Origin of the sequence: Hymenobacter saemangeumensis (genome assembly GCF_039541835.1) — a bacterium.
Taxonomy (GTDB): domain Bacteria; phylum Bacteroidota; class Bacteroidia; order Cytophagales; family Hymenobacteraceae; genus Hymenobacter; species Hymenobacter saemangeumensis.
In genome coordinates, this window is the sequence record NZ_BAABGZ010000010.1 from 295994 (window position 1) to 315174 (window position 19181).

Genomic DNA, 19181 nt, shown 5'->3' on the forward strand with positions numbered 1-19181 from the left:
GTTCCTGCGGCAGGCCTACTTAGTAGCCTGGGCCGTCCGTTCCCGCTCCAGCCCAGCCAGCTTGTTCTGCAGCTGAAAAGTTACTTGCTGGCAGTCGTTAAACCGCTGCTCCGAGGCCTTTAGCGCTTCCTGCGCGGCCGAGAGCTGCTGGTAGAGAAAGCCGATGAGGCCCAGGGCCAGAAGCAGCGCCCCTATAGTGAGAATGTTTTTCATGGTTCAAAAGCTTGCGCGCAAGGTGCCGCGAAGTAAAAAAGAGGTTTCGCTAGGTTTCCATTTGGATTTACCTGGCGAAACCTCTTTTTACTTGGCGAAACCTCGCGCTAGATGGCCGTATTGGGGTCGAACTGCTCCAGGTAGTCGGCCACGCGGCGCACGAACTGACCGCCCAGGGAGCCGTCCACTACGCGGTGGTCGTAGGAGTGGGAGAGGAACATGAAGTGGCGGATGCCGATAAGGTCGCCCTGCGGCGTCTCAATCACGGCGGGCTTCTTCTTGATGGCGCCCACGGCCATGATGGCCACCTGCGGCTGCATGATGATGGGCGTGCCCATCACGTTGCCGAACGAGCCCACGTTGCTCAGGGTGTAAGTGCCGCCTTCCAGGTCTTCGGGCTTGAGCTTGTTGGCCCGGGCACGGTTCGCCAGGTCGTTCACGCGCTTGCTCAGGCCATTGAGGTTGAGCTGGTCGGCGTTGTGAATCACCGGCACGATGAGGTTGCCGCTGGGCAGGGCCACAGCTACGCCGATGTTGATGTCGCGCTTCTTGATGATGTAGTCGCCATCCACCGACACGTTGATGTTGGGGAAGTCCTGGATGGCGCGGGCCACGGCGTGGATGAAGATGGGCGTGAAGGTGAGGTTTTCGCCTTCGCGCTTCTTGTAGGCATCCTTGTGCTTGTTGCGCCAGTTCACAATTTCCGTCACGTCGGCCTCCACAAAGGAGGTAACGTGGGGCGAGATGCGCTTGGAGTCGACCATGCGCTGTGCAATCATCTTGCGCATGCGGTCCATCTCAATCAGCTCCTGCCCGCCGCTCACGCTCGGGGCGGGCTTGGAAGTGGGGGCTTGGGGACTTGGGGACTTGGGGGCTTGGGTTTCGGTAGCCTGAGCAGCCTGCGGCTGGGGTGCCGGAGCCGCGGGAGCCGCTGCCTGGGGCTGCGCGGCCGCGCTGGCCTGCGGGGCCAGGGGCTTCTTGCCGTTGGCCACGTAGTCGAGAATGTCTTTCTTGGTCACGCGGCCTTCTTTGCCGGTGCCGGGCAGGTATTCGAGGTCGGTCATGCTCACGCCTTCCTCGCGGGCGATGCTCAGCACCAGGGGCGAGAGGAAGCGACCAGGCTGGTGTACGGCGCCGCTGGCGGCAGCCTGCTGGGCGTGGGGCTCGGGCACATAGGGCACTTCGGCCACGCCGGCATCGGGGCGCACGCCGTTGCTGGAGGGGGCGGCTGCCTGGGCGGCAGGCGCAGCAGCGCCGGTGCCGGCGCTGGCATCAGTTTCGACAATGGCAATGGGGGCGCCCACGGCTACCACCTGGCCTTCCTGCACGAGAATCTCGGCCAGCACGCCGGCATGGATGGCGGGAACTTCGGTATCAACCTTGTCGGTAGCTACTTCGAGCACCGATTCATCTTGCTCAATTGCGTCGCCAACTTGCTTCAGCCATTTCAGGACGGTGCCTTCCATGATGGATTCGCCCATTTTGGGCATCGTCATTTCCACTCGTGCCATATTGGAGGGATGTGTGGGGATTTTAAGGTGGGGTGGGAGTTTGGTGGGACAAAGGTAGGCAGAAAGCAGAACGCCCCCGGCGCGAATGTGGCGACGGGGGCGTTTTAAGTTATTCTCGCTATTTATTCCTTCACCACGCGGCAGGTGTGGCGCTGCTCACCCCAGTGGGCTTGCACGAAGTACACGCCGGCGGGCAGCCGGCGCAGGTCGAGGGTGGCGCCGGGGGCGGGGCTGGCCACGGTGCGGCCCAGGGCATCGGTCACGCGCAGGGCAGTGAGGGGCTTCTCGCTGACCAGGTTGAACAAACCGGGCTGGGCATCCTGGTACACCTGCCAGGCCACAGGCGGCGCGGCGGCGCGGGTAGGCAGGGCGGCATTGCCCTGCAGACGGGCCAGGTAGCCGCGGCGGGTGCTGAGACCGGTGGGAGGGTAGTAGTTGCCGAAGGTGCCCCCCACTACCACTTTGCCGTCACGCTGCACGTCCAGAGCCAGGATGGAGTTGTCCAGTCCATCGGTTTGGCCAAAGCTGGTGTCCACCGTACCGTCGGCATTGAGCAGGGCAATGCGGTAGCGCCGCACGCCGTTGATGGTGGTGAAGCCGCCGGCGGTCAGGAACTGGCCGTTGCGCAGCACCCGGATGATGTCGGCGCCGAAGGACGTGCCCGCCCCGGCATTGAAGCTGGCGTCGAGCGAGCCGTCGGTGTTCACGCGAGCAAAGCCCACCCGCTGGGCGCCGTTGAAGGTAGAAAAGAGGCCCGTCACTACTACTTTTCCATCGGGCTGCACGGCCAGGTCCTTAATCTGGGCGTTGAAGCCGGTGCCGGTGGGCACAAAGGTTTGGTCGAGGGAGCCGTCGGCGTTGAGGCGGGCCAAGTAGTTGCGCTGGTTGGCCGGAACGGAGCAGCTGCCGATGCAGGTGAAGATGCCGGCCACGAGGTACTTGCCGCTGGCCAGGGGCACCAGCACGGCCGGGCTGCCGTTCATTTCGTTGGTGGTGCCAAAGGCCGCGTCCAAGGTGCCGTTGGCGTTGAGGCGGGCCATTGAAATGCGCCGCACGCCGTTGTAGGAGCTGAACTCGCCGCCCACCATAATCTTGCCGTCGGCCTGTAGGGCTAGCGTCGTCACCGGAAAGCTAAAGCCCGTGCCGATGGTAAAGGAAGCGTCGCGGCTGCCGTCGGGGTTCAGGCGCACGATGCGGTTGGTAGGCACGCCGTTGAAGACATCAAAGCCGCCCCCGACCACCACCTTGCCGTCGGGCTGGAGTAGCAGCTCGGTGGGGTCGGTGAAGTTGTTGGTAAACCCGGTGCCGGGGTTGAAACTGGTGTCGAGCGAGCCGTCGGCGTGGAGGCGGGCAATGCGGTTGCGGCTCACGCCGCCAATAGCCGTGAACGAGCCGCACACGATGAGCTTGCCGTCGGGCTGGTGCACAATGGCCCGCACCGAGCCGTTGAAGCTGGTGCCGTTGTTAGCCGCGTTAAATGTGGGGTCGATAACGCCCGGCTGGGCATGGAGGGCGGCGCTGCCCAGCAGCGTGCAGGTGGCAGCCAGGATAAGAGAACGTACGAGTTTTTGCATGATGAATAGCAGGTGAAGAATAAATTGCACAGAAAACAAGAGGGCAAAGGTAAAGAATCATGACGTCCTTCCGCGCATCGCCGGCTATGCTTTTGAGCTGTTTCAACGTCCTGCCCCGCCGTAGCGCCTTTCCGAAACCGCTTCCGGTGGTCATCACCCCGCCAGCAGCTGACGCAGCATAATCAGCACGGCCTGGGTGGTGTACTCGATGTTCAGCGCCCGGCCCCGGTCCAGGGTAAACTGCCGGCTTACCGTGCGCTGCCCGTCGGCATAAGCCAGGCACATGGTACCCACGGGCTTGGTAGGCGTAGCCCCGCCGGGCCCGGCTATGCCGGAGGTAGCCACGGCCACATCGACGCCCAGCCGTTGGCGGGCCCCTTCGGCCATCTCGCGGGCGGTTTCCTCGCTCACGGCGCCGTGGGCGGCCAGCGTGGCGGGCTGCACGCCCAGCAGCTCGGTTTTGATGCGGTTGTCGTACGCTACGATGCTGCCCATGAAGTACTGCGAGCTGCCCGGCACGCTGGTAAGGCGGTTGGCCACCAGGCCGCCGGTGCAGCTTTCGGCCGTGCCTACGGTGAGACCCCGCGCCTTCAGCAGCTCGCCGACGGCGGCTTCCAGGGTTGTTTCTTCCTCGGCGAAGATGTAGGCGCCAATCCGCTCGCGCAGGGCCGGCAGCAGGGCCCGCATTCGGCCTGGCAGGTCGGGCTGGCCGTCGTCGGTGCCGGTCAGGCGCAGGCGCACCGAGCCAAAGCTGGGCAGGTAGGCCAGCTTCACGTTGGCTGGCAGGGCATCTTCCCAATCGGCAATTTTTTCAGCCAGGGCGCTTTCACCCAGGCCGGCCGTCATCACCACCACGTGCTCGATGGGACGCAGCTGGAAGCGGGTTTGCAGGCGGGGCAGCACCTCGTCAATCATGAGCTGCTTCATCTCGAAGGGCACGCCGGGCATGCTCACGAACACCGTGCCTTCGTGCTCGAACCACATGCCGGGGGCGGTGCCGCCTTTGTTGAGCAGCACCTGGCAGCTGGCCGGCACCAGGGCCTGCAGCTTGTTGCTCTCGGGCATGGGCCGGTTGAAGCGCTTAAAAAGATTGATGACGTGTTCCAGCGTAGGCTCGTGCAGCACCAGCTCACAGCCAAAATAGCGGGCCAGCACGTGCTTGGTGAGGTCGTCCTTGGTGGGGCCCAGGCCGCCGGTCATCAGCACCACCTGGGCGCGGGAGCGCGCCAGGTCCAGGGCCGTGGTGATTTCGTCGGCCCGGTCGCTCACCGAGCTAATCTGGCGAACGCGCAGCCCGATTTTAGCCAGCTCCTGCCCCATAAAGGCCGAGTTGGTATCCACCACCTGCCCATACAGCAGCTCGTCGCCTATGGTCATGATTTCAACATCGGGTGGAGCCATCGAAAAGGCAGAAGCCGGCACAGCGGCAGGAGTAGGGAGCATGATTATTCGGTGAAATTCGGTTTGGCAGCAAAATTGTCTTCAATTTGCACACGCGGCGGCCCAAGGACAGCCACAGGGGCCTTCTGGTTTTCCCGCCGCGCTTGTTTATTCCATGTTCACACGCATTGCCAGTGCACTGCTGGTAGCTGGCCTGCTGGTCGTTACGGCGCCTAGCGCCCAGGCACAGACCAAAACCACTACCAAAAAAACCACCACGACCAAAAAAACCACGACCAAGGCGCCGGTTAAGCCTGCTACCCCAACGCCCGCGCCTCCAGTGGTCGTAACGCCCCCGCCCAAAGCGCCCCTCACCAGCGCCGAAGCCAGCGCCGGCGTAAAAGAGGCCCTCAGCAAGGGCGTAGAGCGTGCCGTGCAGTTTGCCTCGGAGCCCGATGGCTTTAACCTGAACGACGACATCCGTATCCCGTTTCCGGAAGATGCCATCCTGATGAAAACCACGCTGCAGCGCATCCCGGGCATGAACACGCTGGTCGAAACTTTCGAAACCCAGCTCAACCGCGCTGCCGAGGCCGCCGCCCCCAAAGCCAAGGATATTTTCCTGAATGCCCTGGCCAACATCAGCTTCACCGACGCCCTGAGCCTGGTAACCAGCGGGGCCAACGATGCCGCTACGCAGTTCCTGCGCCGCAATACCGAAGCCCAGCTCATCGCCGCGTTCAAGCCCGATATCAGCCAGGCCATCGACCAGGTTGGGGCCAGCACGGCCTACAACAAAATGGCTTCGCAGTACAACCGGATTCCGCTCATGACGCCGGTTAAAACCGACCTGCCCGAATACACTACCCATAAAGCGGTGGATGGCCTGTTTATTCTGCTGGCCAAGGAAGAAGCCAAGATTCGGAAGAACCCCGCTGCCCGCACCTCCGACCTGCTCAAGCGCGTGTTCGGCAAGTAGGATGTGCTGATTTTTTGATGTGCTGATGTGCTGATGTTGTGTCATTGTGAGCGCAACGAAGCAAACGCAGTTCGGCGTAGCTCATCCGTCCTCTAACTCTCAGTCGCCACTGAGATGTGATACATAAAAAAGCCCCAATGCCGCTCTGGCGTTGGGGCTTTTCACATTAGAAGGCTAATCGCTGAGAACAGGACGGATTGGCTACGCCGAACTTCGTTTGCCACGGGCTGTGCCCTCGCAATGACACCTCACCAGCACATCAGCACATCAAAAAATCAGCACATTAGTAATCGTCGTCGTCGAAGCTGCTGCGGCGGCTGCCGCGGGAGCTGCTGCCATAGCTGTCCTCATCGTCGAGGTCGTCGTCCAGGTCGTCGTCGTCGAGCGAGGCAAAGCCGCTGCTGTCGGAGTCGGACTCGGCGGCTTCGGCCGCAGTAAATTCTTCTTCGGTCATGCTGGCCAGGTCGAGCGCCTCGTCGTGGCTGGAGCCGGTGTCGCGCCACATGAGGTAGTCGGCATATTTAGCGGAGAGGCGTTCCTCATCGCTGCCGACATTCTTGGCGCCGCCTTTGCGCGCAAAGGTGTCGAGGTCGTCGTCGTCGTCGAGCAGGTCGTCGTCCAGGTCGTCGTAATCTTTCATGGCCAGGGCGGGTAAAAATAGTTGGTGAAAATTCGAAAGAAGTCGGCGGCGAAGATACGCGGAGCCGATATTTTGGTTGGTGAAAAAAGCAGGAAATTTTCAACCTAAAGCCGGGCTAGCTGCATCATGGTACAGCTTTGGGAAGCGAAAACAGCCTGGCTTTTCATCTCAGGCACAGCGTTTTTTGCATGTGTTTTCACAGCGCGGCCGGCCTGAATCCGGGGGGCGGCTTACCTGGCCCGGTCCGGCTGGTAGTCGGCCACGCGCAGCTGATCTTCACAGAAAGCATACTCGGCGGGCACATTGGAGCTAAGCAGCACGGTGCGGCCGGCGCGGGTGAGGCGCACGTGCTCTTCAAACCAGGCACTGCCGGTGGCATCGAGGTTGGTGGTGGGCTCGTCGAGCAGGAGCAGGGGCGCATCCGCATACAAAGCCAGGCCCAGCTTGAGGCGCTGTTTCATGCCCGACGAAAACTCCCGAACGAGCCGGTGGCGGGCCTGCTGCAGGTACATGATGTCAACCAACCGCTCCAGGCTGCAGCCGGGCTGCAAGGGTTTGAAGCGGGTATGAAACCGCAGCAGCTCCAGCAAGGTCAGCTCTTCCAGCAGCTCCAGGTAGGGGGCGGCATAGGCCAGGTGGCGCGGTACTTCCTCCACAGGCACGGCTCTGCCGCCTAGCGAGTAGCTCAAGCTGCCTTCGGTGGGCAGCAGCTGGCCCGAAATGGTATTGAGGAGGGTGCTTTTGCCGGCTCCGTTGGCGCCCAGCACGGCCGTAGCGCTGCCCGGCCGAAAGGTGCGGCTAAGCCCGCGGAAAATCCAGTCGCGCTGAAAGCGCTTGCCCAGCCCGGCGGCTTCAATCTGCACTTTCTTCTTCCTCGTCGCGCGCCTTGCGCTTGCTGGGGCCTTTGATGATGCCGCGCGTGGCGGCGCGCACAAACTGCACGGCAAAATCGCGCTCGGCAGTGGGCGCCACTTCCGCCTCGATGCGGTTCAGGGCTTCCTGGGTGTTGAAGCCACCCAGGAACAGCACGCGGTACAAGTGCTGAATGGTGGCCACCTGCTCGTCGGTGAAGCCGCGGCGGCGCAGGCCCACGGAGTTGACGCCGGCATAGGTGAGGGGCTCCCGGGCGGCTTTCACGAACGGCGGCACGTCTTTGCGCACCAGCGAGCCGCCGCCCACAAAGGCATGGGCACCGATGCTCACGAACTGGTGAATGGCGGAGGTGCCGCCCAGAATGGCCCAGTCGCCCACCTGCACGTGGCCGGCAATCTGTACCGAGTTGGAAATCACACAGTGGTCGCCGATGTGGCAGTCGTGGGCCACGTGCACGTAGGCCTGCAGCAGGCAGTGGCTGCCCACGCGGGTTTCGCCCCGGTCTACGGTGCCGCGGTTTACCGTCACGCATTCACGCAGCACGGTGTAGTCGCCAATGTGGGCCGTGGTTTGCTCGCCGGCAAACTTGAGGTCTTGCGGAATGCCCGCCACCACGGCGCCCGGAAACACCTGGCAGTGCTGCCCGATGCGGGCCCCGTTCATGATGGTAACGTTGGGACCAATCCAGCTGCCTTCCCCAATCTCCACATCCGCGGCAATGGTCGTAAATGGTTCAACGGTCACACCCGGCGCAAGGCGGGCATCGGGATGAATATAGGCGAGGGGGGAAAGCATTCTAAGGGGAGTTATGAGTTTTGAGTTATGAGTTATGAATTATTCGAAAGGCCAACCTGAAGAAACTTGCCAACTCATAATTCATATTTCATAATTCATAACTTAAAAATTAGGCGTCTTTTCGGACAATGGCGGCACTCATTTCGGCGTCGCACACCACTTTGCCGTTGACGTAGGCCTGGCCTTTCATTTTGGCAATGCCGCGCTTGATGGGGGCCAGCAGCTGGCAGTGAAACACGATGGTGTCGCCGGGAATTACCTTCTTGCGGAAGCGGGCGTTTTCGATGCCCAGGAAGTAGGTCCAGTAGTTTTCCGGGTCGGGCACGGTGTTCAGCACCAGGATGCCGCCGGTTTGGGCCATGGCCTCAATCTGCAGTACGCCCGGCATCACGGGGTTGCCGGGGAAGTGGCCCTGGAAGAAGGGCTCGTTCATGGTCACGTTCTTCACCGACGTCACCACCTGGTCGTCGAGGTGAATCACCTTGTCGATAAGCAGGAAAGGGTAGCGATGCGGCAGCGTAGCCATGATGCGGTTCACGTCCATCACCGGCTCGCGGCTGGGGTCGTAGGTAGGCACCGAGTTGGTACGCTCCTCCAGCATCTTCTTCTTGATTTTCTTGGCAAAGGCTACGTTGGCCGCGTGGCCGGGGCGGGCGGCCAGAATCTGCCCCTTGAGCGGGCGCCCCACCAGGGCCAGGTCGCCTACGAGGTCGAGCAGCTTGTGGCGGGCGGGCTCGTTTTTATGGCGCAGGTCCACGTTGTTGAGGATGCCTTCCTTTTTTACCGCCACGCGGGGCTTGCCCAGCATTTTGGCCAGCTCGTTCAGCTCGTCGTCGCTCACCACGCGGTCAACCACCACAATGGCGTTGCTCAGGTCGCCGCCGCGGATGAGGTTGTTTTTGTAGAGCATTTCCAGTTCGTGCAGAAAGCAGAACGTGCGGGAGCTGGAAATCTCGTCCTTGAACTGGGCAATGTCGGTTAGGGTGGCGTGCTGGGAGCCCAGTACCGGGGAGTTGTAGTCCACCATCACCGTGAGGCGGTAGTCGGACAAGGGCAGGGCCGCAATTTCCACTCCGCGGGAGTTGTCGACAAAGCGGATGGCGTCCGGAATCTCGTAGTAGTTGCGCAGGGCGTTCTGCTCTTCGAAGCCTACCGTTTCCAGGGCTTTGATAAACTCGGCCGACGACCCGTCCATGATGGGCGGCTCGGGGCCCGACAGCTGAATCAGGACGTTGTCGAGCTGCAAGCCCACCAGGGCTGCCAGCGTGTGCTCAACGGTGTTGACGCGGGCGCCGTTCTGCTCGATGGTGGTGCCACGGCTCAGGTCCACTACGTTGTCTACGTCGGCATCTACCGTAGGCTGGCCGGGCAGGTCGACGCGCTGGAACTTATAGCCGTGGCCTACCGGAGCCGGGCAAAACGTCATGGTGGCCTCGACGCCCGTGTGCAGCCCAATGCCGCGCACGGTCACGGGAGCTTTGATGGTGTGTTGCTTGTCGTTCATGTAGTTAAGTCTCTTGTTTCTGGTTTCTTGTTGCTGGTCTCTTGGCTAGTTGAACGACAACCAGAAACCAGAAACCAGGAACCAGAAACTAAAAAACCGCCGCAAAGCTAGGGCTTTTCCGTTGCGTTTAGTGCCTTTTCCAGCCGTTCCAACCGCTGCTGTAGCACGGGCAGGTGGCGGAATACGGCATTGGCCCGCAGGCTGTCGCGCAGGTTGAAAGCCGGGGAGCCCTGCAGGAGCACGCCTTCTTCCTTTACCGACTTGCCCACGCCCGACTGCGCCGTGACGGTGGTTTTGTTGGCCAGGGTGAGGTGGCCGGCCAGGCCGGTCTGGCCGGCCAGCACGCAGTTGCTGCCGATTTTGGTGGAGCCCGACACCCCGCTCTGGGCGGCGATGACGGTGTTTTGGCCCACTTCTACGTTGTGGGCCAGCTGCACCAGGTTGTCAATCTTGCTGCCCTGGCGAATAATGGTAGAGCCCAGCGTGGCGCAGTCAACGGTGGCGTTGGCGCCGATGCTCACGTTGTCTTCGAGCACCACGTTGCCAATCTGGGGAATGGCCTTGTAGGAGCCGTCGGGCTGGGGGGCGAAGCCAAATCCGTCGGTTCCCACCACGGCGCCGGCTTTCACCACGCAGAAGCGGCCAATTACCGTTTCGGGGTAGATTTTGGCGCCGGCGTGAATGATGCTGCCCTCGCCAATCGTGACCCGGTCGCCGATGTAGGCGTGAGGGAAGATGAGGACGTTGGCCCCGATGCGGCAGTTGTCGCCGATGTAGGAAAAAGCGCCCCGGTAATGCCCGGGTCCGATTTCCGAGGTTTCGCCCATATAGCAGGGCTGCTCCACGCCGCGCTTGCCGGTGCGGGTGGCCTGGGCATAAAACTCGAGCAGGCGGCTGAAGCCCGAGTAGGGGTCGTCGACCCGAATCAGGGTGGGGCTGATGGCCTGGCGCAGCTCCTGCCCCCGACCTACTATTACGGCCGAAGCCTGGGTTTCATATAGAAAAGGCTCGTACTTGGCGTTGGCCAGAAAGGAAAGCGAGCCGGGCTGGGCTTCCTCAATCTTGGCCAGGCTGGCGATGCGCAGCGTGGGGTCGCCTTCCACCGTGCCGCCCAGTACCTCCGCAATTTGCTGAACTGTGAATTCCATAGAGGGCAAAAGTAGGGGAGGCAGTTGTCAGTTGTTCGTTATCAGTTGCCAGTAGTTCTCATAAAGCACTTGCTGAGCATCTGACAACTGATAACGAACAACTGACAACTAGACTGCTAGATAATTTCCTTAGGGTAGCAGATGTAGTACTTCTCCACGCGCTGGCTCAGGGCGCGGATGTTGGGCAGGTCGGAGGCTTCCATCACGTTTACCACCTCACCCTTTTTGGTCAGAATCTCAATGGGCTCCTGGCTCTGGGCATTGTAGGCGCTGTTGCTGAGGCTGCCGGTAATCATGAGCAGGGCGGCTTCGTCGGGCGGCAGGTTAAACTGGGCCTCGATAAGCTCCTGAATGCCGAGGCGGAACTCCTCGTCGAAGGGCTCGGCGGAAAGCACGATTTTCAGCAGGTTGCGGTGCAGAATGCTTTTGGCCAGGTAGCTCAGCACCTTATCGGGGTGGCCGGCCCAGCTTTTGATGGCCGACCAGATGTCGTGGTCGTCGAGCTCCACGAAGCGACTGAGGATTTTGTCGTCGTTCTCGAAATCGAGCAGGCTCACGGACCGGCCCAGGAAATAGCTCAGGCAGCTGGTGGCGGGGATGTCGACGCCGCGCCGGGCCAGGTCGCGGGCCCGCTGCACTACCCGGATAACCATCTGCTCGGCGCTGGTCACGGTTTTGTGCAGGTACACCTGCCAGTACATCAGGCGGCGGCTTACCAGGAAGTTCTCGACCGAGTACACGGCTTTTTCTTCCAGCACCAGCCGCTCGTTGGCCACGCGCAGCATTTTGATGAGGCGGTCGGCGCCGGGGCGGCCTTCTTCTACGCCGGTATAGAAGGAGTCGCGGTTGAGGTAGTCGAGCCGGTCCATGTCGAGCTGGCTGCTCACCAGCTGGTGGAAAAAGGTCCGGGAGTAGGTCCCCTGGAAAATCTCAATGGCCAGGCTGAGCTTGCCGCCAAACTCCTCGTTGAGGCGCTGCATGAGGTAGAGCGAGAGCTGCTCGTGGGGCACATCCTGGAAAATGGCCGTTTCCAGGGCGTGGGAGAGGGGCCCGTGGCCCACGTCGTGCAGCAGGATGGCGGCCAGGGCGGCTTCGCCCTCGGCGGCCGAGATTTTCACGCCCTTGTCCTTGAGCGTGCGCAGGGCCAGCTGCATCAGGTGCATGGCCCCCAGGGCGTGGTGAAAGCGCGTGTGCAGCGCCCCCGGGTACACAAACCCCGTGAGCCCCAGCTGCTGAATGCGCCGCAGCCGCTGAAAGTAGCGGTGCTCAATCAAGTCGAACAGCAGCTCGGTGGGAATGGTCACGAACCCATACACTGGGTCGTTGAAAATCTTCTTTTTATTCAAGGGACTTGGGGACTTGGGGACTTGGGGTCTTGGTTTTTTTATTGGGGACTTAGGGGCTTGGTTTTTCTGCTGATTCCGGTGTGGCTTTTACCTTCTGGTAGTACGCGGTTAGCATACGGCGGAGGCGGCTTATGTTTTCGAGGAGGGTTTCAGCCTGGGCTGGTTCGAGGAAATTCAGGCCTTGGGCTACCAGTACTTCCGATTCTAATTCACTGGCCGAGCCCATGGCAATGACAATAAAGCGGAGCAATTCGGGTTTAGAGCGGCGGCCGCAGCCTTCGGCAATGTTATGCGGGATGGAGTTGGCAGCCGGTGCATCTGGCTGGTGAGGCCAAATAATTCCTCGCGCGGAAAACCCCGCGTCAGCTGATACACTTGTAAGGTCAGGGCATAGCCTTCCTGCCAGATTTTTAGCTTGCGAAAATCGAACATAGCCGGGCTTAAACCGCTACCAATAAAAAGCAAATGGCAACATTTGCAGCCAATGCCCGTCAATGACTCAGCGCGAAGCTACGGCGCACCGTCGAGCCAGCTGCTTTTATGATGGCGCCACCTGGCTTTCCTCAACATAACCCAAGACCCTAAGTCCCCAAGACCCCAAGTCCCTACCATATGCAAACTTCCATTCTCTGGGCCGACGACGAAATCGACCTGCTCAAGCCGCACATTCTGTTTCTCAAGGAGAAAGGCTACGACGTGACGCCCGTCAACAGCGGGGCCGATGCCATCGAGGAAATCCAGGAAAAAACCTTCGACCTGGTGTTTCTCGACGAGAACATGCCGGGCCTCACGGGGCTCGAAACCCTCACCGAAATAAAAGGAATCCGGCCCACGGTGCCGGTGGTGATGATTACCAAGAGCGAGGAAGAGCACATCATGGAAGAGGCCATCGGCGCCAAGATTGCCGACTACCTCATCAAGCCCGTCAACCCCAGCCAGATTCTGCTCTCCATCAAAAAGGTGCTCGACAACAAGCGCCTGGTAAGCGAGAAAACCAACTCGGGCTACCAGCGCGACTTCCGGCAGCTGGGCATGCAGCTGTCTGACCGCCTCACCCCCGCCGAGTGGGCCGAGGTGTACAAGAAGCTGGTGTACTGGGAGCTGGAAATCAACGAGACCGAGGGCAAGAGCATGGCCGAGGTCTTCAATATGCAGAAGGACGAGGCCAATACCTACTTCGGCCGCTTCATCACCGAAAACTACGAGGACTGGGTAAACGGCGACGACAAGGACGCCCCGCTCATGTCGCACCAGCTGTTCAAGGAGCGGGTGTTCCCTACGCTTAAGGCCACCGGCGACACGCCCGTGTACTTCGTGCTGATTGACAACCTGCGCTACGACCAGTGGAAGGTGCTGGAGCCCATCATCACCGAGATGTTTACCGTCGACAGTGAGGAGATGTACTACGCCATCCTACCCACAACCACGGCCTACGCCCGCAATGCCATTTTCTCGGGCATGATGCCTGGCGACATTCAGAAGAAGTACCCCAACCTGTGGGTAAACGACGACGACGACGAGGGCAAAAACCTACACGAGGCCGAGTTCATGGAAATCAACTTCCAGAAGAACAACCAGAAGGTAAAGCACAGCTACAACAAAGTGACCAACCTGCAGGCAGGCAAGGACTTGCTTGGCAAGATGAGCAACCTGCACAACAACTACAAGTGCAACGTCATCGTGTACAACTTCGTGGACATGCTCTCGCACGCCCGCACCGACATGGCCATGATTCGGGAGCTGGCCGCCGACGAGTCGGCTTACCGCAGCATCACCCGCTCCTGGTTCCTGCACTCGCCGCTGTATGAGATGCTGCAAACCATTGCCGAGAAAAAGGGCAAGCTCATCATCACCACCGACCACGGCACCATCCGGGTGAAGCGCCCCTACAAGATTGTGGGCGACCGCAACACCAACACCAACCTGCGCTACAAGCACGGCAAAAACCTGGGCTTCGACGACTCCCGCGACGTGTACGTTGTGCGCAAGCCGGAGCGCATCTTCCTGCCCCGGGAGAACGTGAGCACAGCTTATGTATTCACCGTGGGCGACTACTTCTTCGCCTACCCCAACAACTACAACTACTACGTGAACTACTACAAAGACACGTTCCAGCACGGCGGCATCTCGCTGGAAGAGTGCATAATTCCGTACGTGACACTGACGGCGAAGGGGTAGGGGCGTCGGCTTTTATCGAGTAAATTAGCGGCGGGGCGGGTGCTCTGCCGCTTTTTTATTCTATAAGCTTCCACCATTGGGTTTAGGTACATGTATCATTTTACTAAGCAGCCTTTTGGGGCAGCAGCCAGCACCGCACCGTAGTGCCACCGCAGTACGCTATGTGCAGCAGCTGCCGCGGGTGGTGGCGCCGGCCGGTGGACTGGTGCCCTACCGCCGGGGCCAACGCTGGGGCTACGCCGACACGACCGGAAGAGTAGTGGTGGAGCCGGTGCTTCTGGCCGCGCCGCCCTTTTCGGCAGCCGGCTTCGTGCGCGTCGACGCCTACTTTGACTCCGGGTCGGAAAGAGAGTTGCTCCGCGACTTTAAGTACGACGACAAGTGCCCTGACTTCGAGGACGTTTCCCAGCCGCAAGTGCGCCTGTTTGTCAATGCCCGCGGGGAGTTTATGCGGGTAAAGGCCAATGAAGCCGCGCTCATTCAGCCCGATGGCAGCCTGCTGCTGCGCCCGCGCTATGCCGATGCCAACGCCGGGCAGCTGGAGCTGCTGGACGTGTCGCCGGCCGTGGGCGTGGTAGAGCAGCTGGAATGGGACACACCTAAAAACCAGCTGACCACCCGGCGCATGGGTACCGCCGCCTTCGAGCGCCGCCTGACACGGGGCGCAACGGAGCTGGAATACCCCGCCGCGCCCGACCGCTGGGCTTATGCCGACTATCAGCGCGTGTATGGCAACATCCGCATTTACGGCCGCTGCGGCTCGTTCCGCGACCACAAAGGGTGGCGTCGAGAGCTCACGAAAATGGCCCTGATGGATGAGAAAGGCCGGCTGCTGACCGGGTATCGGTACCGAAGCATTGGTGACTTCCAGAACGGGCTGGCGGTAGTGCTTGGCGCTGACCGACGCAAGCAGGGCTACGGCCTGCTCGACCGGCAGGGGCGCGAGGTCTTGCCCACGCGCTACACCCAGGTATCGGTGGGCGTAACGGGTGGGGCCGTGGTGCAGCAGGCGAGTGACGGCGCCCATGGTGGCCAAAGCCGGTATGGCATAGTGAACCAGCAAGGCGAGTGGGTGCTGCCCCTGCAGGCCGATAAGCTTTCGGCCCCTGATGCGCACGGGCTGGTGCGTCGCCTTCACACCGATAAAACGGTGGAGTTTCTGACTATGCAGGGGCAGCCGGCCTTTGAGTCTGCGCTTAAATTGCGGGAGGCCGAGGGGTTCTGGCAGGGCCGCGCCTGGGCCCTGACCGATGCCGGCCCTGGCCTGCTGGATGCCCACGGCCGCTGGGTGGTGGCCCCGGGCCGTTACGACCTGCTGCAGGATATCTACAACGAAAGCCGGCACTTAGGGCGGGAGCTGACTCTGAGAGATGGCAGCAGCGGCCGGGAAGGAAACGACCTTCTGAGCTTCTCGCCCAGCTGGCCAATGGCGAAAAAGCTGAGCGGCAGCACAGCTGCCGATTATCAGCACCCGGACAGCAGCTACCTGATAGTGCGCCGGGCCGGCCTATATGGTCTGGTAAGCCGTGCTACCGGGCGCGAGGTGTTGCCTTGCCGCTATGACAGACTAACAAGCTGGGTAGGGGATTACGGCTGTGGGGTGCGCAATAACCAGTCTTTTTTACTAACGGCGCGGGGTGGGCGGGAGCTGGCCGCCGGCATGTACAATGGCGAGTGGTACAACCTGCCCGGCAGGGGGCCGATGTTTCAGGTATACCTGTCGCCGCACCGCTGGCTGGTAGTGGATAGCAGCGGCCGCCCGGCCACTGCCTTGCTGCCCAGCGAGCGGGGCATGTGCTTTCTCACGCCCGAAAAGCTGGTGTTGCTGTCGCAGGAGGGCAAGGGTGGCAGCTACGCCACGGCGCAGGCCATTGCCGATACAACGGGCCGGGTGCTGGTATCCTACGGCGGGGCGATTGAGTACTCCGGCCGGCCTTCCTGGCTGAACACCGTGTACTACTGGGGCTCCTCCCGCGAGCGGCCGGCCACCTTCAGCCACGCCTTCGTGGTCGACCAGCCCGATGGCAAGCACCTGTGGCTGGCACGCAACGGGCGGGTGCGCGACGCCACCGGCCATGCCTACCACAATTTAAAGCTGCTGGCCGGGGGCTGGCACCTGACCCGGCGCGACAGCCGCTCGGTGCTGATTTCACCCGAAGGAGTAGAAATATTTGCCCCTCAGAACTACGAGTGGGACGAAACCCTGCACCAGAAAGACCGGGTCGTGCCCTTTGCCAACGGCACCGCTTCGGTGGCGGAAAGCGGCTATCACCGGCCCGTGGTGCAGGGCAAGGGTGGCCTGGTAACGCGGGGTGGGCGCCGGCTGTGGGAGGACTAACTCATGCTTACTCGTATGGCTGACGGCGTGAAAGTTTTCGTGTTGCTCGTGTTGCTTGGCTTGCTGGCAGGCGGGCTACTACCCGCAGTGGGGCAGGGTAGCCCGCCGCCGGTGGGGCATCCGTTCAGGGTGGTGCAAGTGCTGCAGCGGGTGCCGCTGCCGCCGGGCGGGCTGGTGCCCTACCGCAAAGGCCGGAATTGGGGCTACGCCGACACCACCGGGCGGGTGGTAGTGCAGCCGGTGCTGCTGGAAGAGCCGCCATTTTTCATGCAGGAGTTTATTTTTCTTAGCCTGTCGGATATTCCCTTGTTCTTCAGCCATTATGGGCCCGGCAACTTACCCCAGCCGCGCAAGGAATATTATCAGAGCATTTGCCTGATAAATGCGCGGGGCGAAATCCTGCTCCTTAATCAGGGAAAGAATGAGGTGCCGTTGCTTTTGCCCGATGGCAGCATACGGGCCGGCCGCCAGGAACAGCACATCGGCCAGCCCATGCTGCGCTACGGCTCCGAAGCCGGCCGTGCACAGTGGACGGTAAGCCGGGTGCCCGCTGATGCGGCCCGGTACCGGCACGGCAGCCGGGTGCAGCGCTACCCGGTAGGAGCCGGGCGCTACGCGGCGTACCGTACCTATAGCGTTGACCAGCGCAGAGGAAAGCGGCGTGGCCCTGCTGGCCCGCGCGCTGCGCTCACTGACAGCGTCGGCCGCCGGCTTACAGGCTGGTATTTTGGCTCGATAGCCCGCTTTCACAATGGCCGGGCCCTGGTGCGCGACTACCGCCCGCACCGGTACCGGCCCATAGCATCTGCGAACAATGCAGCTGAGCCGCATACCGCCGACCTGCTGTACCTCGACCGGCAGGGCCGGGAGCTGCGCCTGCCTCAGGATGTGGCCGCGGCCACCGATTTCACGCAAGGCACTGCCGTACTGTGGCGCAAGGTGACGCGCGGCCGCCATCCCAGTCCGGCTGGCCTCAGCCAGGGCGGCATTATGGATACTATGGGCCGGATGCTGCTGCCCATTACCAGCCGGCTGCAGGGCCCCGATGAGGCGGGCTTCTTTCGAATTACGCAAAGCAGCGGCGCTGATACTGCGGTGCGCTTTATCACCCCGCAGGCAGCTCCCGCCTGCGGGGGGCGGGCTTTCCGGCGGGCCGGGCCCTTTTTCAACAACCGGGCCTGGGTGCAGGCCGCCGATGGCCGGCAGGGACTGATTGACACCCGCGGACAGTGGGTAACCCCCGCTGCCGATTATGAGCTGTTGGTGAGCGTGGCCCAGCGGTTCCGCCCCTACCTGCCCCGGAAACAGGTGTTTATCCACAGCCTGCCGGTAGCGGTTTCCGCTTTTGCCGCGGCAACCTATGCCAACCGGCATCCGGCCGATACGGCCTACATGCTCTGCCGCCGGGCCGGCAAGTACGGCTGGGTAGCCCGCCGCAGCGGCCGTGAAGTCATCCCCACCCGCTACGACAGCGTGTTGTATTACCTCTCCGATGGCCTGGCCTGCGCCATGCGCGGCGGGCAGGCCTACTTGATTAATGCGAAAGGGCGCGAGCTGGCACGGGGCGAGTACCGGGGCGACTGGTACGACTACCGCGGCCAGCCGCGGCACCTCTTTCGGCCGGCCGAGGGCACCTGGAGCGTGGTCGATACCAGTGGCCGGCCGCGGCTGCCCTGGCTGCCTGGAACAGGTTTTTTCACGCCCGAAGGACGGGCCATCGTGCAGGAGCCTTATGCACCGGGCTGGAAGGAGCTGCCCCGCCGAAAACAGGAGTTTCCCTGCGTGGGTGTGGTAGATTCGGCCGGGCACGTAGTGGTGCCTTTCCAGGATGGCCTGCAGTATTCGGGGATGCCACCCACTGCTCACCTGGCCTCCATTGCTTTGGAGCACCACTACCCGCCGCTATTCTGGCTGACCACGGAAACGGCTCCGGCATCTTCCGGAGCCTACCGAACAGCTACCCCGCGTGGGGGCTATAGCCTGCTGTCTGCAACTACCCTGCAGCCATTTACCACGGGCTCTTTCAGTTCCCTGCGACTGCTCTCCAACAACTGGCATGTCGGCCGCCGCGTGGCCGATACGCTCTCCGTGCTCATTGCGGCCAACGGCCAACAGTGGGCTGCTCCCCGAGGGTATACCTGGAGCCGGGAGATACTAATAGTAGGCGCCGGTCTGTCGCAGCAGCACGAAGAGCGCCTGCCATTCCAATACGGCGTAGACAAAGTGCTGTGGGACAATCTCAATAGGCCTCCGTCGCCTTATGAGCTGCTCAATTCACCGCGCAACGAAGGCTACCTCACCAAAGGCGGCCGCAGGCTGTGGGAGGATTGAGGGTAGGACTTTTTGCTATTTCTTAGCACCGCTTTCCAGTTGCTCTACCATAGCTGTAGGGGCGGGGCTTATCCCTGTCCGCCGTCAGAGCAATGGTCGTTCAACGACGGGCGAGGGCAAGCCCGGCCCCATCTCCCACGCCTGTACAGCAACCAGAGAGCAGCGCTATATGGCACTCACCACACAGAGGTAAGCCATTCGATTGAGCTCAACTGAAAACCGGCAGGCGCTACATTAGCGTCTGCCTTTTTTATTTTATGATTAAACCATGGACCCCACTCTGAAATTATCGAAGCTGTTTAGGAAGTCGGGGTTGGGGCGATTTTGCGCAGCAACAGGACGGTAAAGGCGAGCCAGTGCCAAGCCAGCCA

Annotated in this window: 14 protein-coding genes and 1 pseudogene; 4 read left to right on the forward strand and 11 right to left on the reverse strand. The window is 61.6% G+C overall.

Features of this window, described 5'->3' with window-relative positions; all coding sequences use genetic code 11:
* Window positions 1–15 precede the first annotated feature (15 nt).
* The 4 genes from ABD919_RS04075 to ABD919_RS04090 form a co-directional block, all read right to left on the reverse strand.
* Window positions 16–213 (reverse strand): hypothetical protein, encoded by a 198-nt coding sequence (locus ABD919_RS04075; protein WP_345234031.1) that lies wholly within the window; start codon window positions 211–213, stop codon window positions 16–18.
* Window positions 214–320: 107 nt separating this feature from the next.
* Complete coding sequence (locus tag ABD919_RS04080) at window positions 321–1724, reverse strand: dihydrolipoamide acetyltransferase family protein (RefSeq protein WP_345234033.1); 1404 nt, start codon at window positions 1722–1724, stop codon at window positions 321–323.
* A gap of 122 nt (window positions 1725–1846) precedes the next feature.
* A complete protein-coding gene (locus tag ABD919_RS04085; RefSeq protein ID WP_345234035.1) occupies window positions 1847–3298 on the reverse strand; it encodes a T9SS type A sorting domain-containing protein in 1452 nt (483 codons plus the stop codon).
* Between the two features lie 153 nt (window positions 3299–3451).
* Window positions 3452–4699, reverse strand: a complete 1248-nt coding sequence (locus ABD919_RS04090; RefSeq protein ID WP_345234036.1) for a competence/damage-inducible protein A — start codon at window positions 4697–4699, stop codon at window positions 3452–3454.
* 154 nt (window positions 4700–4853) lie between these two features.
* Here ABD919_RS04090 and ABD919_RS04095 point away from each other — a divergent pair, with 154 nt between their 5' ends.
* The gene (locus ABD919_RS04095; RefSeq protein ID WP_345234038.1) at window positions 4854–5657 is read left to right on the forward strand and encodes a DUF4197 domain-containing protein; all 804 of its coding nucleotides are present in this window, start codon (window positions 4854–4856) and stop codon (window positions 5655–5657) included.
* Window positions 5658–5940: 283 nt separating this feature from the next.
* On the opposite strand, the gene ABD919_RS04100 is transcribed toward ABD919_RS04095, so the two are convergent.
* The 7 genes and pseudogenes from ABD919_RS04100 to ABD919_RS23930 form a co-directional block, all read right to left on the reverse strand.
* Entirely contained in the window at window positions 5941–6297 is a 357-nt protein-coding gene (locus tag ABD919_RS04100; protein WP_345234039.1) for a hypothetical protein, read from the reverse strand.
* A gap of 230 nt (window positions 6298–6527) precedes the next feature.
* Window positions 6528–7160 carry an ABC transporter ATP-binding protein gene (locus tag ABD919_RS04105; RefSeq protein ID WP_345234041.1) on the reverse strand — a complete coding sequence of 211 codons (633 nt, stop codon included), beginning with the start codon at window positions 7158–7160 and terminating at the stop codon, window positions 6528–6530.
* Window positions 7150–7965, reverse strand: a complete 816-nt coding sequence (lpxA, locus tag ABD919_RS04110; protein ID WP_345234043.1) for an acyl-ACP--UDP-N-acetylglucosamine O-acyltransferase — start codon at window positions 7963–7965, stop codon at window positions 7150–7152. Before lpxA ends, ABD919_RS04105 begins: the two co-directional genes overlap by 11 nt.
* A gap of 109 nt (window positions 7966–8074) precedes the next feature.
* Window positions 8075–9469 carry a bifunctional UDP-3-O-[3-hydroxymyristoyl] N-acetylglucosamine deacetylase/3-hydroxyacyl-ACP dehydratase gene (locus ABD919_RS04115; RefSeq protein ID WP_345234045.1) on the reverse strand — a complete coding sequence of 465 codons (1395 nt, stop codon included), beginning with the start codon at window positions 9467–9469 and terminating at the stop codon, window positions 8075–8077.
* 107 nt (window positions 9470–9576) lie between these two features.
* Window positions 9577–10617 (reverse strand): UDP-3-O-(3-hydroxymyristoyl)glucosamine N-acyltransferase, encoded by a 1041-nt coding sequence (gene lpxD, locus ABD919_RS04120; RefSeq protein ID WP_345234047.1) that lies wholly within the window; start codon window positions 10615–10617, stop codon window positions 9577–9579.
* Between the two features lie 116 nt (window positions 10618–10733).
* Window positions 10734–11963: an HD domain-containing protein gene (locus ABD919_RS04125; protein ID WP_345234049.1), complete on the reverse strand. Its 1230-nt coding sequence runs from the start codon at window positions 11961–11963 to the stop codon at window positions 10734–10736.
* A gap of 49 nt (window positions 11964–12012) precedes the next feature.
* Window positions 12013–12395: pseudogene (locus ABD919_RS23930) on the reverse strand (four helix bundle protein).
* A gap of 180 nt (window positions 12396–12575) precedes the next feature.
* Here ABD919_RS23930 and porX point away from each other — a divergent pair.
* From porX to ABD919_RS04145, 3 genes are all read left to right on the forward strand, one after another.
* Entirely contained in the window at window positions 12576–14141 is a 1566-nt protein-coding gene (gene porX / locus ABD919_RS04135; protein ID WP_345234053.1) for a T9SS response regulator signal transducer PorX, read from the forward strand.
* Between the two features lie 163 nt (window positions 14142–14304).
* Complete coding sequence (locus ABD919_RS04140) at window positions 14305–16479, forward strand: WG repeat-containing protein (RefSeq protein WP_345234055.1); 2175 nt, start codon at window positions 14305–14307, stop codon at window positions 16477–16479.
* 3 nt (window positions 16480–16482) lie between these two features.
* The gene (locus tag ABD919_RS04145; protein ID WP_345234057.1) at window positions 16483–18810 is read left to right on the forward strand and encodes a WG repeat-containing protein; all 2328 of its coding nucleotides are present in this window, start codon (window positions 16483–16485) and stop codon (window positions 18808–18810) included.
* The last annotated feature ends 371 nt before the right edge of the window (window positions 18811–19181 follow it).

Excerpts from the sequence above, each read along its gene's own strand:
- ABD919_RS04075 (WP_345234031.1), bottom strand. The coding sequence starts at position 213 with ATGAAAAACATTCTCACTATAGGGGCGCTGCTTCTGGCCCTGGGCCTC.
- ABD919_RS04080 (WP_345234033.1), bottom strand. The coding sequence starts at position 1,724 with ATGGCACGAGTGGAAATGACGATGCCCAAAATGGGCGAATCCATCATG.
- ABD919_RS04085 (WP_345234035.1), bottom strand. The coding sequence starts at position 3,298 with ATGCAAAAACTCGTACGTTCTCTTATCCTGGCTGCCACCTGCACGCTG.
- ABD919_RS04090 (WP_345234036.1), bottom strand. The coding sequence starts at position 4,699 with ATGGCTCCACCCGATGTTGAAATCATGACCATAGGCGACGAGCTGCTG.
- ABD919_RS04095 (WP_345234038.1), top strand. The coding sequence starts at position 4,854 with ATGTTCACACGCATTGCCAGTGCACTGCTGGTAGCTGGCCTGCTGGTC.
- ABD919_RS04100 (WP_345234039.1), bottom strand. The coding sequence starts at position 6,297 with ATGAAAGATTACGACGACCTGGACGACGACCTGCTCGACGACGACGAC.
- lpxA (WP_345234043.1), bottom strand. The coding sequence starts at position 7,965 with ATGCTTTCCCCCCTCGCCTATATTCATCCCGATGCCCGCCTTGCGCCG.
- ABD919_RS04115 (WP_345234045.1), bottom strand. The coding sequence starts at position 9,469 with ATGAACGACAAGCAACACACCATCAAAGCTCCCGTGACCGTGCGCGGC.
- lpxD (WP_345234047.1), bottom strand. The coding sequence starts at position 10,617 with ATGGAATTCACAGTTCAGCAAATTGCGGAGGTACTGGGCGGCACGGTG.
- porX (WP_345234053.1), top strand. The coding sequence starts at position 12,576 with ATGCAAACTTCCATTCTCTGGGCCGACGACGAAATCGACCTGCTCAAG.
- ABD919_RS04145 (WP_345234057.1), top strand. The coding sequence starts at position 16,483 with ATGCTTACTCGTATGGCTGACGGCGTGAAAGTTTTCGTGTTGCTCGTG.